12 protein-coding genes are annotated in these 17,230 nt (G+C 39.3%); 4 read left to right on the plus strand and 8 right to left on the minus strand.

Annotation, left to right across the window (positions count from 1 at the left end; genetic code table 11):
* Positions 1-72: 72 nt before the first annotated feature.
* Positions 73-783, plus strand: coding sequence for an SDR family oxidoreductase (locus CYG50_RS10750; protein WP_102137743.1), 711 nt, complete (start codon positions 73-75; stop codon positions 781-783).
* Positions 784-834: 51 nt separating this feature from the next.
* Here CYG50_RS10750 and cobB read toward each other — a convergent pair whose 3' ends face one another.
* On the minus strand, positions 835-1,668 hold the full coding sequence (gene cobB, locus CYG50_RS10755) for a Sir2 family NAD+-dependent deacetylase (protein WP_102137806.1): 834 nt from the start codon (positions 1,666-1,668) through the stop codon (positions 835-837).
* A 420-nt stretch (positions 1,669-2,088) separates the two neighbouring features.
* On the opposite strand from cobB, the gene CYG50_RS10760 reads away from it, so the two are divergent.
* Both CYG50_RS10760 and CYG50_RS10765 read left to right on the plus strand, forming a co-directional pair.
* Positions 2,089-2,577: a TIGR00645 family protein gene (locus tag CYG50_RS10760; RefSeq protein WP_102137742.1), complete on the plus strand. Its 489-nt coding sequence runs from the start codon at positions 2,089-2,091 to the stop codon at positions 2,575-2,577.
* 140 nt (positions 2,578-2,717) lie between these two features.
* A complete protein-coding gene (locus tag CYG50_RS10765) occupies positions 2,718-3,290 on the plus strand; it encodes a class IV adenylate cyclase (RefSeq protein ID WP_102137741.1) in 573 nt (190 codons plus the stop codon).
* Positions 3,291-3,330: 40 nt separating this feature from the next.
* Here the strand turns inward: CYG50_RS10765 and lolE are convergent, their stop codons facing one another.
* Genes lolE through lolC form a run of 3 tightly spaced genes read right to left on the minus strand, consistent with a single transcriptional unit; the run spans position 3,331 to position 6,474 of the window.
* On the minus strand, positions 3,331-4,578 hold the full coding sequence (gene lolE, locus CYG50_RS10770) for a lipoprotein-releasing ABC transporter permease subunit LolE (RefSeq protein ID WP_102137740.1): 1,248 nt from the start codon (positions 4,576-4,578) through the stop codon (positions 3,331-3,333).
* A complete protein-coding gene (lolD, locus tag CYG50_RS10775; RefSeq protein ID WP_102137739.1) occupies positions 4,578-5,279 on the minus strand; it encodes a lipoprotein-releasing ABC transporter ATP-binding protein LolD in 702 nt (233 codons plus the stop codon). Before lolD ends, lolE begins: the two co-directional genes overlap by 1 nt.
* The gene (gene lolC, locus CYG50_RS10780) at positions 5,272-6,474 is read right to left on the minus strand and encodes a lipoprotein-releasing ABC transporter permease subunit LolC (RefSeq protein ID WP_102137738.1); all 1,203 of its coding nucleotides are present in this window, start codon (positions 6,472-6,474) and stop codon (positions 5,272-5,274) included. The genes lolD and lolC overlap by 8 nt, the downstream gene beginning before the upstream one ends.
* A 276-nt stretch (positions 6,475-6,750) precedes the next feature.
* Here lolC and mfd point away from each other — a divergent pair, with 276 nt between their 5' ends.
* Positions 6,751-10,194 carry a transcription-repair coupling factor gene (mfd, locus tag CYG50_RS10785; RefSeq protein WP_102137737.1) on the plus strand — a complete coding sequence of 1,148 codons (3,444 nt, stop codon included), beginning with the start codon at positions 6,751-6,753 and terminating at the stop codon, positions 10,192-10,194.
* 70 nt (positions 10,195-10,264) lie between these two features.
* On the opposite strand, the gene umoD is transcribed toward mfd, so the two are convergent.
* From umoD to CYG50_RS10805, 4 genes are all read right to left on the minus strand, one after another.
* Positions 10,265-10,861 (minus strand): UmoD family flagellar biogenesis regulator, encoded by a 597-nt coding sequence (umoD, locus tag CYG50_RS10790; RefSeq protein ID WP_102137736.1) that lies wholly within the window; start codon positions 10,859-10,861, stop codon positions 10,265-10,267.
* A 582-nt stretch (positions 10,862-11,443) separates the two neighbouring features.
* Positions 11,444-12,748: an NAD(P)/FAD-dependent oxidoreductase gene (locus CYG50_RS10795; protein WP_004253300.1), complete on the minus strand. Its 1,305-nt coding sequence runs from the start codon at positions 12,746-12,748 to the stop codon at positions 11,444-11,446.
* Between the two features lie 420 nt (positions 12,749-13,168).
* Complete coding sequence (locus CYG50_RS10800; protein ID WP_102137735.1) at positions 13,169-14,788, minus strand: bifunctional metallophosphatase/5'-nucleotidase; 1,620 nt, start codon at positions 14,786-14,788, stop codon at positions 13,169-13,171.
* 35 nt (positions 14,789-14,823) lie between these two features.
* On the minus strand, positions 14,824-16,176 hold the full coding sequence (locus tag CYG50_RS10805) for an OprD family outer membrane porin (protein WP_102137734.1): 1,353 nt from the start codon (positions 16,174-16,176) through the stop codon (positions 14,824-14,826).
* Between the last annotated feature and the right edge of the window lie 1,054 nt (positions 16,177-17,230).

The raw sequence follows: 17,230 nt of genomic DNA on the forward strand, positions 1-17,230 counted from the left end.
ATGATGTCTAATTTTTTATTTATTAGCTAATTAATAAACAAAACGAAATTTTACTCGTTAATAGGAATGTTCATGTCAAAAACATGTTTAATTTATGGTGTCAGCAAAGGCTTAGGCAAGGCATTAGTCGAAGGATTTCCTGAAAAAGTAGACCATATTTATGGTGTTTCCCGCTCAAAACCCCCTTTTGAACAAACTAATTTTACGTGGATCCCTGCTGATTTAAATGACATTAATAGTGCAAATACCATTAAGCATGTTATTCAAAATCAACCTATTCATACTTTAATTTATAACGTTGGCATATGGGAAAAACTGGCGTTTAATGAGGAGTACCAATTTGAATCGACTGATGACATAGAGTTACTCAATATGGTTCAAACCAATATAAGCGCCTGTTTATTAAACTTAAAAGCGCTTTTACCTAATTTGCGCCTAGCAAAAAACAGTAAGATTATATTGATTGGTTCCACATGGGGTTTAGATAATCATAATGGCAAGGAAGTCACCTTTTCTGCCACCAAATATGCCCTCAGAGGAATAGCTCAGTCATTAAGAGAAACTCTGCGAGAAGATAAAATAGCAATATCAGTCATAAACTTAGGTTATCTAGCAACTGAGTTCCCATTAACTGTTTCTGTCGATGACGTCATTGAAAGAAGTGATGGGCAATTAATCCCATTACAAGATGTTGTCAATGCCGTACGCTTTATCGCCAATACCAGCAATGCAACTTGCGTCAAAGAGATTACAATGCCCGCTATGATGGATACGAATGTCTAATCTATAAGAGAAAACAATGCGTTTTCCCTTATATTGCCATATATTGAAAGCTTATTGCGTGGTATTCGTTGTCTGTAACTCAGTAATAAGCTTATTAATATATTCAACAACGACTTTGCTAGCTAAACCATAGTGTTTTTCATCGAACTCACTTTCCACTTGGCTAGGCTCTAAATTAAGTTCTACCGTATGGGCCCCATGTAATTTTGCCTCATGGACAAAACCTGCAGCAGGGTAAACATGGCCAGACGTCCCAATAGAAATAAAAATAGTCGCCGATTCAATGGATTGATAAATATAATCCATGCCAATTGGCATTTCACCAAACCAAACAATGTGAGGTCTTAGCGGTTGAGGAAATTGACAACAATGACAACGATCATCCGTGGATAAATCCCCTTTCCACTCCAATACTTGATTTGACCAATTACAGCGAACTTTTAATAGCTCTCCATGCATATGGATAACCCGCTGACTTCCTGCTCTTTCATGCAAATTATCTATATTTTGCGTAATTAACAAAAAGCGGTCACCAAAAAGTTCTTCAAGCTGTGCAAGTGCATAGTGAGCAGCATTAGGCTTAATATTTTCTTGCTGTAACTGCCGACGCCGCTCATTATAAAAACGTTGTACTAATTCAGGATCACGCTCGAAACCTTCAGGAGTAGCGACATCTTCAACGCGATGTTCCTCCCATAACCCATCCGCAGAACGGAATGTTTGGATCCCAGATTCAGCTGAAATTCCAGCCCCCGTCAAAACGACGATATTGACATTTTTCATGTTATCCAATCTATTATCTATATAAAAAGACCGGTTACGAAGTCGCTGGCGGCGTATACATTTATTCTTACGAGCTTTTTTTAACCTATAACGAAATCGCAACATCAAAGCTTCCTTTCATCCATATAACCAATAAATTTATACCGTATTAAATATTAATTGTTTTCTATCATGTCATTACGACATGAATTTATAAACCTTGATTGTTTGAAATTATTTAAAACAATCAAGCTCAAGTGTGTATTTTATTGGCATATTAACCATTTCCTTACCATAACTGATGACATTATCTAAATGTTAACATACTAAAACGCATCATCATGCTGAATGCAAATAAAAATATCGAAGGTATCGATTTTGTCACTTTTTGTTCATGAAAATAACATTATATCTTCATAAATACGCCATAAAACCGACACAATGGGAAAACAATAAAAAAACCTTTCTCGTTCACTCTGAGTGCAGTTAAAATACGCCTCGCAGATTTTACTGTGTTATTAACTCACCACTACAAGGGATTTCATGGAAAAGTTTTTTGAAAGAGCGATGTATGCTTCACGTTGGATTTTAGCGCCTATCTATTTTGGGCTTTCACTGACACTATTGGCTTTAACCATTAAGTTCTTTCAAGAGCTGTACCATATTTTGCCAAATATCTTTTCAATTCCTGAAGCGGACTTAATTTTGACGCTATTATCATTGATTGATATGGCATTAGTCGGTGGGTTATTGGTTATGGTGATGTTTTCAGGTTATGAGAACTTTGTTTCCCAAATGGATATTCCTGACAGCAGCGAAAAACTCGGCTGGCTTGGAAAAATGGACGCTTCATCATTAAAAAATAAAGTCGCGGCTTCCATTGTTGCAATTTCCTCAATTCACTTGTTAAAAATCTTCATGGACTTAAAAGGTGTCTCAAATGACAAACTAATGTGGTATGTCATTATCCATTTAACCTTTGTATTGTCTGCATTCGTTATGGGTTATCTAGATAAAATGACAAAAAAATAAACAGTAAAATTTATTTTCAAAGTGCCTAATCTCGACAGATAGGCACTTATCTGTTGGCTAATCTTATCTTTATTCCCCTCTTCATTTTCCGCGTTGTGTTACCATCACTGTCCTGAATACCAGTAGCAAGGATACTCAACATGAGCCAACATTTTGTCGGCAAATATGAAGCTGAGATTAAATTTCAATTACCAGACCCTGACACTTTTTTGTATAAAATAAGAGCCGACTTAGCTGAACCCTTTACGGAAAATAATACAGAAACAGATTATTTCTATGAAAACCCGCATTTACCACTGGCCGACAATAACGTCAGCATGTGTGTACGTGAAATGGTGCCATCAGGCATAAAATTATGGATAGTTAAAGGCCCAGGGGTTTCTGAATGCAAAGCCATTAATATTGATGACTGCCGCCATGTACAAAATATGTTGACGACACTGGGATACCATTGCTACTTAACCACGACAAAGGTAAGAAGTATTTATTTTCTGAATGACATACACATTACAATTGACCATCTTAGTGGGATCGGTTGGTTTGCTGAGTTTGCCATCATGACTGATGAGCAAGATTTACTTGATAGTTTATATAAAAGGTTGATGGCGACGGCCAAAAAGTATGGATTTACAGAAGAAATGGTCGAAACTCGCAGCTATAGACACATGTTTTTAACTGCACAGTCATCAAATAAAGAGCCAATAAATTTTTAGCGCCATCCCCTAAAAATAATTAGCTCTTTACCCCTAATAACTATTGGCCACTCAGGATCCGTGCTGGGTCTAACTTACTCGCTCGGCGAGCCGGATACCAGCTGGCTAGCAGGCTTAATATAATGGTTGTAATTAAAACATAAACCACATCCATAACATGCAATTCAGAAGGTAAAAAATCAATAAAATAGACATCGCCGGATAAAATTGGATGGCCAACAATAGCCTCTATGACCTTGATCATTGACGTTAAATTTAATGATATGGCGACCCCAAGTACTGCGCCAATCAAAGAACCAACAAGGCCACCCAACAAACCATACCATAAGAAAATAGCGCGGATTTGCCTATCTTTTGCCCCTAAGGTTCGCAATACAGCGATATCACTACTTTTATCTTTAACGGCCATAACAAGCGTAGAAACAATATTAAAACAGGCAACACCGATGACTAAGATCATAGCTAAGTACATGATACTTCTAACCATTTGAATATCATTGTACATGTAGCCATAATCACCAATCCAACTTTTTACAACAACATGATGCATAGTTTTCAAACCTGCATCATAAACGACTTGATCGGCAATAAATGGGTCTGTGGCTTTGATTTCAAACCCTGTCACACCATCCCCATAGTCGAGGTATTTCTGTGCATCGGCGAGTGGAACAAGAGCCAATTGGTGATCTAGCAGGCCACTAAGTTTAAAAACCCCTGTCACCTGCACACGAATACGCTTAGGTTGCTGAATTTTTAAGCTAGCATCCGTATTTGGGATCATGATTGTCACCCAATCCCCAACCTTCACATTCAATGCATCAGCCACACCTTGGCCTAAAATAATCGATTGTTTACCCGCTTCAAAATGCTGCCAAGCGTCATTGAGAATAAACTGTGGTAATGCGCTGACTTGTGGCTGAGTCTCTCGTGAAACTCCCATCACTTGGATTGCTTTTAAATTTGCGCCACGCTCAAGCAACCCAGTAAAATTGATGTAAGGGCTAACGCCTTCTACACCCGGTGTTTTCCGAATAACTTGCTCAGCAAATTCCAAATCTTTATAAGGAGGTTTAACTGCATATATTTGCCCATGGGGAACGACAGATAATACACGGTTATTTAATTCACGCTCAAAGCCGTTCATCGCGCTCAAACCGATAATGAGCACCGCAACCCCGAGAACAATACCCAACGTTGAAACTATCGAGACTAACGAGACCATCCCAGTTCGACGTCGGCCACGGCTGAAACGTAGCGCCGTGAGTAGTGAAAGAGGCAATTTAGACATTACCGAGCCCCCAAGGTAATTTCCTGCTGCAAATGCCCATCACGCATTTCCAATTGGCGAGATAACCGGCGAGCCAGTGTCATATCATGAGTGACCACTAAAAATGCGGTCCGCTGTGTTCGGTTTAATTCCCCCAGCAATTCAAAAATGGCGTCTGCATTACGTAAATCCAGATTACCTGTCGGCTCATCGGCTAAAACCAATGCTGGCTCATTCACTAACGCCCTTGCAATAGCAACACGCTGACGCTCTCCCCCTGATAATTCAGAAGGACGATGCCCTGCCCGATGTGCTAGCCCGACGGCTTCTAGCATTTCGGTCGCTTTCAAAAATGCTGTTTCTTTCGCAACCTTGCCAATTAATAAAGGCATCGCCACATTCTCTAGGGCGGTAAAATCCGGTAAAAGATGATGAAATTGGTAAATAAAACCTAAATCTTTATTACGAATAGCCGCACGTTCATCTGAGGATAATTGATTAATATGCTGCCCACGAAAAATGACATTCCCTTCTGATGGGGTATCTAGGCCACCCAGTAAATGTAATAAGGTACTTTTACCTGAACCAGAACTTCCCACAATGGCCATCATTTCCCCAAGCCCCATGGAGAAACTGACATTTTTCAACACTTGCGTCGACAATGTCCCTTCTTGATATGTTTTACTTAAATTTTCACAGACCAGAAGTGGTTGTTTATTCATAACGTAAAGCCTCAGCAGGTTGAACCGCTGCTGCACGCCAAGAAGGATAAAGCGTTGCCAGCAGAGAAATCAGCATTGCACTCAGTGCAATAATTAAAATACCAGAGTAATCAAGCACAATAGGTAAAGAGACACCTTTGGGTAATAAACCAATCAGCGGCATAATGATATTCAGTTGACTAGACAGTATTGTGCCTAATATTGTGCCGATGAGTGAGCCAATCACCCCCGCCCCTGCACCTTGGATCATAAATATCATTAAAATACGCCAACGTTTGAGACCAAGAGTTTTTAAAATAGCCACTTCACCTTGCTTTTCCATCACTAACAATGATAGCGAGGTAATAATGTTAAATGCCGCCACTGCGATAATTAAGCTGAGCAATAAGCCCATCATATTTTTTTCCATGCGAACGGCTTGGAAAAACTCCCCTTTACGTTCTCGCCAGTCTTTCCACACTAAGCCGTCTGGTAACGTTTGCTGACTCAGAACGTCAACCTTTAAAGGTTCATCCAAATACAAACGCCACCCAGTAATGTGCCCTGTTGGATAACGTAGCATACGTGCAGCATCTTGCTGTGCGACGACCAATTCGCTCGTATCCGCTTCCCCATTCGTTTGGAAAATGCCTGCAACGGTGAATAAGCGCTGACTTGGAATACGCCCCATCGGTGTTAACTGACTCACCCCAGGAATAATTAAGCGAACTTCATCACCACGTTTTACGCCAAGCGTTTCAGCCAGTTTGTTTCCCAGAAAAACATTATAACTGCCTTCTTTAAGGTCACTACGTTGCCCAACAACCAGTTTATCCAATAACAGCGAAGGTTCTTCGGGTTCAATCCCCCCCATGACACCAACGCCAACATTAGTTCGGCTTTGTAGTACCACATCAGATTGCACAATAGGTGCGACATGGCTAACACCGTTTAAATGCTGTAGATCGGTTATTGGATATTTTGCTGGGTCTATGTTTCCAGAGGCAGAGGTTAAAATTGCCTGCGGCATATAAGCAAGTATGCTATCTTGTAAAGATCGCTCGAACCCATTCATCACTGAAGTGACGGTTATCAATGCCGTCACCCCCAGTGTGATGCCAATAGCAGATAAACTGGAAACGAAACGCCCAAATTTATCTGCAGCGCGCCCACGTAAATAACGTAGGCCTATAAATAATGAGACAGATTGGTGCATGAAATCTATGATGCCCCTGTTGCCAAAGCGAAGTGTTCAGCGATAATAAAGGGTACGATTGATGAATGGAACCACTCGATGGTTTTTTTTCTGCTTTGGATGCCTTTTTGTCTGACTTTCAGACGAATTACGGGTTAAAACTGATTGTTTTGTTCCGAATTTTGTAGTTTAACTATTCATTGATTAACTTAACTATTTTTCGTACAAAATTTGGCTATGTTTGTGCTAACTCTTGTTTAACTGCTTACTAATCGCTGTGAGATACCGAAGATTTCTATGTTGTCAAAATTTCGTTATGAACTCCCTAGTCGTAGTGGCGATGTTCGCCATTTAGGTTGCCTTATCGGGGCGGCTGGTGCACTTGAATGTGGAGAAATAATACAACGTCATCAAGGGCCTGTTATCATCGTGACACGTGACATGCAAAATGCATTACGTTTAAAAGATGAAATTCAACAGTTTACACAACACCCTATAGAGACACTTTCTGATTGGGAAACATTGCCATATGACAATTTCTCCCCCCACCAGGAAATTATTTCTCATCGTTTATCGACCTTGTACCGCTTGTCCAGTTTACAAAAAGGCGCGTTAATTCTTCCCGTCAATACACTGATGCAAAAAGTCTGCCCTGCTGACTTTTTAACCAGTCATGCCTTGGTGATGGCAAAAGGTGATAAACTTTCCCGTGATAACTTACGCAATGAGCTCGATAACGCGGGTTACCGTCATGTAGAACAAGTTTTAGAACATGGCGAATATGCAACACGCGGAGCGCTGCTCGATTTATTTCCAATGGGAAGTTCATTACCGTTTCGTATTGATTTCTTTGATGATGAAATTGATAGCTTGCGAACTTTTGACGTTGACTCGCAAAGAACCCTCGAGGAAGTCGAGCAAATTAATTTACTCCCAGCGCATGAGTTCCCGACCGATAAAGACGCGATTGAACGTTTCCGCAGCCAATGGCGCGAGCGTTTTGAAGTTCGCCGTGACCCAGAACATATTTACCAACAAGTCAGTAAAAACACCTTACCAACGGGGATAGAGTATTGGCAGCCTTTATTCTTTGCACAGCCTCTGCCCTCTTTATTTGAGTATTTACCGCCATCAAGCTTAATTGTTTCGCAAAGCTTACAAGAGGCCGCTGAACGCTTTCAGGTTGACACCCAGCAGCGGTATGAAAGCCGCGGTGTCGACCCAATGCGCCCATTGCTCCCGCCATCTGAACTCTGGCTAACCGTTGAACAACTTAATCAATCGTTAAAAAACTGGCCACGTATTCAGTTATCTCCCGAGTCTCTGCCCAAAAAAGCGGCAAATACCAATTTAGATTATCTGCCATTGCCTGATATCAGCACACAAGGGCAAAGCAAAACGCCACTCGAAAAATTGCGGCAGTTTACTGAACAGTTCGATGGAACTATCGTCTTTTCTGTCGAAAGCGAAGGCCGACGTGAAACCGTTACCGAACTATTAGCTCGTTTAAAAATTCGCCCTGAAATTATTCAAAGCTATACTAGCCCTGCGGACAACCGGTTTGCCATCACCATTGGGGCCGCTGAACATGGCTTTATTCAGTCTGATATCCATAAAGCACTAATTTGTGAAAGCGATTTACTTGGGGAGCGTGTTGTTCGCCGTCGGTCAGACAATCGCCGCGCCATTAATACCGATACCCTCATTCGTAATTTAGCTGAGTTACGCACTGGGCAACCTGTTGTGCATATTGAGCATGGTGTGGGTCGTTACCAAGGGCTCATTACCTTAGAAGCGGGCGGAATTAAAGCTGAATATTTAATTTTAACCTATGCGGGTAATGATAAACTGTATGTTCCTGTTTCTTCACTCCATTTAATTAGTCGTTATGCCGGTGGTGCGGATGAAAATGCCCCATTGCATAAATTAGGCAGTGATAGCTGGGGACGCGCACGTCAGAAAGCCGCAGAAAAAGTACGTGATGTTGCGGCCGAACTTCTTGATATCTATGCACAACGAGCCGCTAAGGCTGGCTTTGCATTTAAGCATGATAAACAACAATACCAAGAGTTTTGTCAAGGTTTTCCATTCGAAACAACGCCTGATCAAGAAGCCGCCATCAATGCTGTTCTCAGTGACATGTGCCAGCCATTAGCGATGGATCGTCTCGTTTGTGGCGATGTGGGCTTTGGTAAAACCGAAGTGGCAATGCGAGCCGCATTCCTTGCGATTAATAATAACAAGCAAGTTGCCGTGTTAGTCCCCACGACACTACTTGCACAGCAGCACTATGATAACTTTAAAGATAGGTTTGCTAACTGGCCTGTTCGCATCGAAATGTTGTCACGCTTTAAAACAGCGAAAGAGCAACAACAAATTATTACCCAGACCGCTGAAGGCAAAGTGGATATTCTGATTGGTACCCACAAGTTGCTACAAAGTGACTTGGTATGGAAAGATTTAGGCTTACTTGTCGTCGATGAAGAGCACCGCTTTGGTGTCCGTCATAAAGAACGGATCAAAGCCATGCGTGCAGACGTTGATATCTTAACACTCACTGCCACACCTATCCCTCGTACGCTCAATATGGCCATGAGTGGTATGCGTGATTTATCTATCATCGCCACACCACCCGCGCGCCGCTTGGCCGTAAAAACCTTTGTACGCCAATATGATGACTTAGTTGTCCGTGAAGCAATTTTACGTGAAACCTTGCGTGGCGGCCAAGTTTATTACCTTTACAATGATGTTGAAAATATTGAAAAAGCAAAAGCACGCCTTGAAGAGTTAGTCCCTGAAGCGCGTTTTGTTGTTGGCCATGGTCAAATGCGTGAGCGTGAATTAGAACGCGTAATGACAGATTTCCATCATCAACGTTTTAATGTATTGATATGCACAACAATTATTGAAACGGGTATTGATATACCGACGGCTAATACCATTATTATTGAACGTGCTGACCATTTCGGGTTAGCGCAACTCCATCAACTACGTGGCCGAGTGGGTCGTTCTCACCATCAAGCCTATGCATACTTGCTCACCCCGCATCCAAAAGCCATGACCACCGATGCACATAAACGCCTTGAAGCCATTTCTTCACTGGAAGATTTAGGTGCTGGGTTTGCTTTGGCAACTCATGATTTAGAAATTCGTGGCGCTGGCGAATTACTCGGTGAAGATCAAAGTGGGCAAATGACCACAATTGGTTTTACCCTCTATATGGAGCTTTTAGAAAGTGCTGTTGATGCGCTAAAAGAAGGTCGTGAGCCTTCACTAGAAGATTTAACTAGCCAACAAACAGAGGTTGAGTTACGTATGCCTGTTCTGTTGCCTGACGACTATATTCACGATGTGAATATTCGCTTATCTTTCTATAAGCGAATAGCTAGTGCAAAAGACAGCCAAGAACTCGACGACTTACGTACAGAGCTAATCGATCGTTTTGGTAGCTTACCTGATGCAGGTAAATTCTTATTAACGAATGCAGCTATTCGATTACAAGCTCAAGCCCTTGGTATTAAACGGATTGAAGCCCATGAAAACGGTGGGTTTATTGAGTTTAGTGATAAAAATAAAGTCGACCCAAGTTTCTTAATAAGCTTATTACAAAACCAGCCACAAACTTATCGGTTAGATGGCCCTGTTCGACTAAAATTTTTCCATGATTTAACCGAAAGAGTCTATCGATTAGAGTTTATTAAGCAATTACTCACTGGGTTTGAAGAACATCAAATCATCTAGATTTAACACTGTAAAATGATAAAGGCGACACTCATGTCGCCTTTATCATTTTAATATTTATATAAAAAGGTTATTCCATAAAGCCAAATGTATTTTTGTTCGGTTGCAATTCTAAGACGACTGATGCGTTTCTTGTGACTGGTAATTCATTTTGCTGTAGACAATAAAATGGTAATAATCCTTTTATATCACTGCGAATGGTTTCACATACTGAATTAGATGATGTTAGCACTAAGCGCCCTTTATCATCTAAAGGAATAAACATTGATGGTTCATAGGATGTTCTAACTTTCCCAATGGTTTTACCAATTTGGTACACGACATCATATCCAACAACAACTAATTCCATTTTTTGTGTCTTAACACAAGTTTGATTTTGCATATCAAACAGAGATGGAAAGCCTTTCCCTTGTAGCGCTTCAATCATGAAAATCATTTTGCATTCGCTTTGCGCAGGATGAAAACGAGAAAGAGACTGTTGGTTAAAAGAGCCTAAAACCCCTGTTACTGTACAATTTTCATACTCAACAAGGCGATTGGATTGAATTGGTTCAACAGACAAAACCGTAGCCAATTTAGTTTCGGGGCCTCGGTTGAATAAAGTCACGAGCAAGACAATAAGGAGTGCCACTACAGTTGCTAATAACAACTTAAATTTTAGCTTCATCGTGTTAACCCTTATTAAAATATGCTGTATCTATTGTAACCACTACTCAGAATAATTCGATAATTACGTACTAATCGTATTGTTTTTTAGAATTATCTTAAGTCATCATCAAAAAACGGTTTATTATAACTGTTTTAGAAAGTAGAAACTTTACTATTAGTGTACTTTCTTACATCCATTTAATTAAGTCCATTCAATCATTAATAATCAAGTAGATACAAATAAAACTAATTCATTTTTAACTTTTCGTTATATAAACAAATTTATACCTTAATTATTTACACTTAAGGTATTCAATATTCTAATCACTCATTCAATATTAATTACTCGGTTTATGTTTCATTTGGATATAATATATGCATAAGTGATAATGACAATATAATCGATATTTAATATATTACTTTTGATCTAAATAGTTTTTCTAAGCAATATTTAATACAGATAAATCTTGACAGATTAAGTTAATATATTTTATTAAAAGAGTATTTATCATTATAAATATAAAAAATAATGCACCTGTTATACGAATATACAGGTGCATGTCGATAATAAAACCAGATTAAACAAGTGGTTATTAGCAGATTAGTGCAATTTCAACTTCGGTCGAATAATTCTGTTAATACTGCCAACAAGCATCATTAGCCCAGTTTTAATATAACCGTGCAATGCGATTTGGTGCATACGGTATAAAGAAATGTACACAAAACGCGCAATGCGCCCTTCTACCATCATATCCCCACGCATTAAGTTGCCCATCAAGCTACCAACAGTACTGAAGCGCGAGAGTGAAACTAATGAGCCATGGTCTTTATAAACATATTCTTTTAAAGGTTTATCTTTCATTAACGCGACAATATTGTCATAACATAGACTAGCCATTTGATGGGCTGACTGAGCCCTTGGCGGTACGAAGCCCCCTTCTGGCTTAGCGCAAGACGCACAATCGCCAATGGCAAAAATCATATCATCACGAGATGTTTGTAACGTTGGTTTTACCACCAATTGGTTGATACGATTTGTTTCTAACCCAGCGATATCTTTCATGAAATCAGGTGCTTTGATCCCAGCAGCCCAAACCATGAGATCCGCATGAATTTTACCATCCTCTTTCGTATTCAAACCATCTGCATCAGCGCTGGTTACCATGGTTTTCGTCAATACATTCACACCTAACTTATTAAGTTCTTGATGAGCTGCACTTGAAATTCGAGGGGGTAAAGCCGGCAGAATACGTTCCCCTGCTTCGACTAATGTGACATTCAATGCATCAGTATCTAACCCTTTGAAACCATAACTGGTCAGTTGCTCAACTGCGTTATAGAGTTCTGCTGATAACTCAACTCCCGTTGCACCGCCACCAACAATAGCAATATTAACGCTCTCTTCTGCGTTATCACGGACTGAATAACGTAAAAACAGATTTAGCATTTCATCGTGAAAACGGTGCGCTTGGTGTGGGTTATCTAAGAAAATACAGTGTTCTTTAACTCCAGGAGTACCGAAATCATTCGAAGTACTGCCTAATGCCATCACTAAAATATCGTACTCTAATTCACGCAAAGGGACTAATAATTCGCCATGCTTATCATAAAGTTCACCGAGAACCACTTTTTTATTTTCACGGTCAATATTGGTAAGCGAGCCTAATTGGAAATTAAACGCATTATGGCGGGCATGGGCCAAATAGCTTATCGCATCGACGCCATCATCTAACGAGCCTGTCGCAACTTCATGTAACAACGGTTTCCATAAATGACTAGGGTTGCGATCAACCAAGGTAATTTGTGCGCGTTTCTTACGGCCTAGCTTACGGCCTAAACGTGTTGCCAGTTCTAATCCACCAGCACCACCGCCTACAACAATGATTTTGGGTTGAGATAAGGTCATAAATCCCTCGAAACAAAATATATTAATGTTATTTAAGGTTTCTCATTTAGAAAAACCTTATATAACAATAATTAGCCACAGCTCCTTTCATTCCAATTAGAATATCATGAGTGGTCTATTGGTAATACCAAATATTGATTCATATCAATTTAGTTGATTATTATGACTACGATCACATTCGTCAAATCATTTTTTCTCCAGAACGAATCGAGTCAGCTTTTTAGCATTTATATCAATCAATTGTTTAAATCCGCAAACAGTGTAATGATAATGAGAATTATTATTCTATCATTCTTTAATTTGTGACGCACAATCAATTACCCCCCCCAATCACTTTCAATATGAACCTAAATAGAGCGCAAAAAAAAACTCTAAGGATGATAAACACCCTCAGAGTTTTTTATGAAACATTAAATTTTATTATTTAATTTTCTTGATACGCACATCAGTTGGAACTGAAACTGGTGAGTTATCTTTAAAGTATTGCATTAACGCTTCGTTATCTGGCAGGCTATAAACACGGTCTTTACCTTGATTGAAAGCAGAGAAACGGCTACCACCTGTTGCTAAGAATTCATTCGCAGCAACACGATAGCTTTTGTTCATGTCTAGCGGCTTACCATTTAATTTCATTGATTTTTGAATGACTTTGTCACCCACTGGGCGGCTGTCATCCCACTCGTAATAAAAACCTTTAGAAACAGGCATGACCTGTGGACGAGCACGATCCCATTGCTGTTCAAGCGCTTGCTTAATTTGCGCACCTGTTAGCGACTGTGTGACAACCACGTTAGAGAATGGTTGGACAGTGAAAATATCACCATACGTCAATTCACCTGCTTTCATGTCAGCACGAATACCGCCACTGTTCATAAATGCAATTTGAGCACCGCCCGCTTCTTTGCTAGAGGCCGCATATAATTGACCATCAGCAATAATCTTACCTAAAGTTGAATCACCCGCAGGGAGTAATTTTTTATCCACATTGGCCGTTAAAGACCCCATCACTTGTTGCGAAATAGGTAACGCAATTTTTTCGTATTTTTGTACGAACGTGGTTAACTCAGGGTTCTTCTCATAGCGACTCGTTTCAACAGGGATATTTTTTGCATTGATGCTAACGATATCTTTCGTGTTTTTATCAATCTCAATGTTTAATTGAGACAATAAAGTCCCATTAGATTGGGCAGAAATGACTGTCATCCCATTGATTTCGCAATTATAAGCTTGGTGTGTATGACCGCTAATAACAAAGTCTACATTCGCATCTAATTGTTTGACGATATCGACAATTGGGCCTTTGATATTATCACAACGGTTAATATCTTTAACTTTGGTATCAACTTGTTGTGTTGCGCCTTCATGGATCAGAACACCGATACTGTTAATACCTTGTGATTTTAATAATTTCACTTGGTTATTAATAGTTTCAACTTCATTTTTGAATTCTAAACCTGCGGTTCCACTTGGAGTTACGATAGCCGGCGTACCTTCTAACGTTAAACCAATAAATGCCATTGGAACACCATCAAACTCTTTAATAAAGTAAGATGGGAACAGTGTTTCACCTGTTTCTTTAACAATAACGTTGGCAGCTAAGTAGTTAAAGTCAGCCCCTGCAAAGGAATCTTTACCCACACAACCAGCCGTTGGGTGACAGCCACCATTTTGCTTTCTCAGCAGCTCTTCTTTACCTTTGTCGAACTCATGGTTACCCACTGCACTGGTTTCCATACCAATCGCACTTAGCGCTTCAATAGTGGGTTCATCGTAGAACATTGATGACAATAGCGGACTTGCTCCGACTAAGTCACCTGCGCCCACAACGATGGTTTTATCGTTTTGCGCTCTTAATTGATTAACTAGCGTCGCAATTGACTCAATGCCACCTAGTTTACCATCGCCCGGTGCTTGTAAAGCCCCATGAAAATCATTTATACCAATGACTTGTACTTTTACTGTATCCGTATTTTTGGAAGCACAACCCGCCAAAAGTGCACCGGAAATGAGCAGTGTGAGTAATCCAATTTTATGTTTCATTTATCTTACCTTTTTTAATCCTTTTCAACTATCGACTACATTTTGAAACGATAAGTTGTTGTCATTGAACCAGATAACGAGTGTGCGCGACGTGAGTGGCCATCATATAATTTTGGCGTCGTGTAATCGTTTTCCTGACGATGGTGCCAGCCCAGACCACCACTTAACGAAACAGAAAGATTTTCAGTTGGTTTCCAATAACTAAATAGACCAAATTGACCTTGTTTTAATCTTTCACCTTCATATTTAAATTCTGAATAGTTAGTGCGTGCGCCAACAGAAAGCTCTTTACTAATACGATACTCTGCGGCCATAGCGACCATGGTTTCTCCATCACGTACGTAGTCGATATCTGCATAAGCTGGGGAGTTAAAGCGACCACGGGTATTACCAATTGGGTTACGCGCAAACTGGCCGACACCATTTGCTTTTTTCGCTTGGGTATAAGTTAAACCTGTGCTTAACGTCCAAGGCGACTCAGGAATACGCCATTCTGCCGTTCCTGCATAGTGCCACGCACGTTTGTCAAAATTACGCTTCCCTTTTTGTTTATCGGTTTCAGTACGTTTACCATCACTACCGTATTCATGGTTATAGATTTGTGTACCAAGTGTCACATCTGAAGTCAGCTTATATTTTGCTTCTAAGCCTTGTTGACGGAATAAGTCATCCGCTTGCCCATAGAAATAATGCACTTTCAATGGCTTAGTATTGTAGTTAATTCCACCGGTGATGACATGATTGACATTGTGTCGAACGCCATTTGCATCAGTAAAATACATAGCATCAATGTTTGGACTATCACGACGCATGACTTTCTTATCGAGATATAATAAATCCAAACTCCAGTCACTGATCGCAGTATTAGTGTAGTAACCGCTATAGCTGTTCAATGATAAACGCTGTGAATTCGTGAAAATACCCGTATTTTTCAGCGTAAACCAACCTGCTTTCGCATTAAATTTTACTGGTTCAAGGTCCAGTTTTACTTTTGCATAACGTTGACCAATTTTGTTATACCCTTTCGCATGGCCATCATCGTTATATAAAATTGCACGGGAGGCGAAGTCTTTACTTGCCCCCAGTTTGATACCGCCGTAATAAGAGGCATCAAAACCAATGACATCCGCGAAATAACCTGATTTGAAATCTGCTTGGAAGTTTTGACCCCAAGCATTTGCGACTTGTTTTCTATAACGGTTTTCGTTTTTATCAAAACGGTTTTCTGTTTTTAAGTATTTCCACATGTTACGGGTTGACAGCTCTAGCTCCGAATCCGCAATGAATGAGTTTTCCTTGATAGAATCTTCCCAGTTGCTGGCATTTGCCATTGCTACCGCTAAATAGCAAGGAGAAAGCATTAATAACGCAATATTTTTAACTTTCATTGGAATAAACCTAGTTAATGATTATTTGAATTAATTTTATGCTGTGCCATGTTTCCATGAACAACAAAACACCATTTTTTATTTTTAGCTTAATAAAACAATTTCACTTAAAGACAAACGGACACATCCATTTCAAACACATAAGTCATTTTAAATATAAAATTCAATACAGTATTTCCCTGTATTTGTGTTTACTTATTACTATGAATAGAAATATTCCTTATAGGAATTCCAAAGTACATTATTGAATCAATAGCGATAAATACTCATATTTGGTGTTTGTTTGGCTTAAGCCTCACATTACGGTACTGTATTTACCGACACCGCATTAATTCATTAAGAAAAAATTTTCACTCTATTTTTTATGACAAAGTGTTCCCCTGAGAAATAATCATCTCAAATAAATTTGAATATTTAACTTAAAGTGCAACCATTAAATTGCTGTTTTTTTTAACTGATTACTTATCGCTCTAAATTGTCATAAATCTTTCATAATATGAATGCTATCGTAATTTTATGTCAATTAAAACGATCGCTGTCACAACGCGTTACATCAGTTGCATTAAACTACCTACCAACAGTGATCGCAGTCACACTTCATTTTAGGAGAATTTAAGGTATAAACCTTTATTTTGGATAGGGTTTCAGAATCAATTCATTTATAACCAGTTAAAACATAAATTTAAATGGATATCTGTAAACTGCTTTCTTTATAGATATAAAGAGTAATGAATAAAATATAACCTAATAAAAATTTTCACATGAATACATACTGTTTGTAGATATATATTCAATCCACAATTATTCTATATAGCACATCACAAGAGAAAGTACATTTCCCTACAGGCCAATTGCGATCAAGTAAATCTCGGATAAATGATAAGTATTATTTAGCTATCAAACGTTGTTTTACTTATCTTGTTTTTCATTTATTTAAATTTTCTTTAACTTTTGAAAGTAACCTATTTCATTATTAAATGGCTCAAAGTCATATTGAACACTTTTAATCGCATAAAAAGTAAGCTGTAATGCAAATTATTAGTTAATCATTTCA

This window comes from Providencia huaxiensis (assembly GCF_002843235.3).
Taxonomy (GTDB): Bacteria; Pseudomonadota; Gammaproteobacteria; order Enterobacterales; family Enterobacteriaceae; genus Providencia; species Providencia huaxiensis.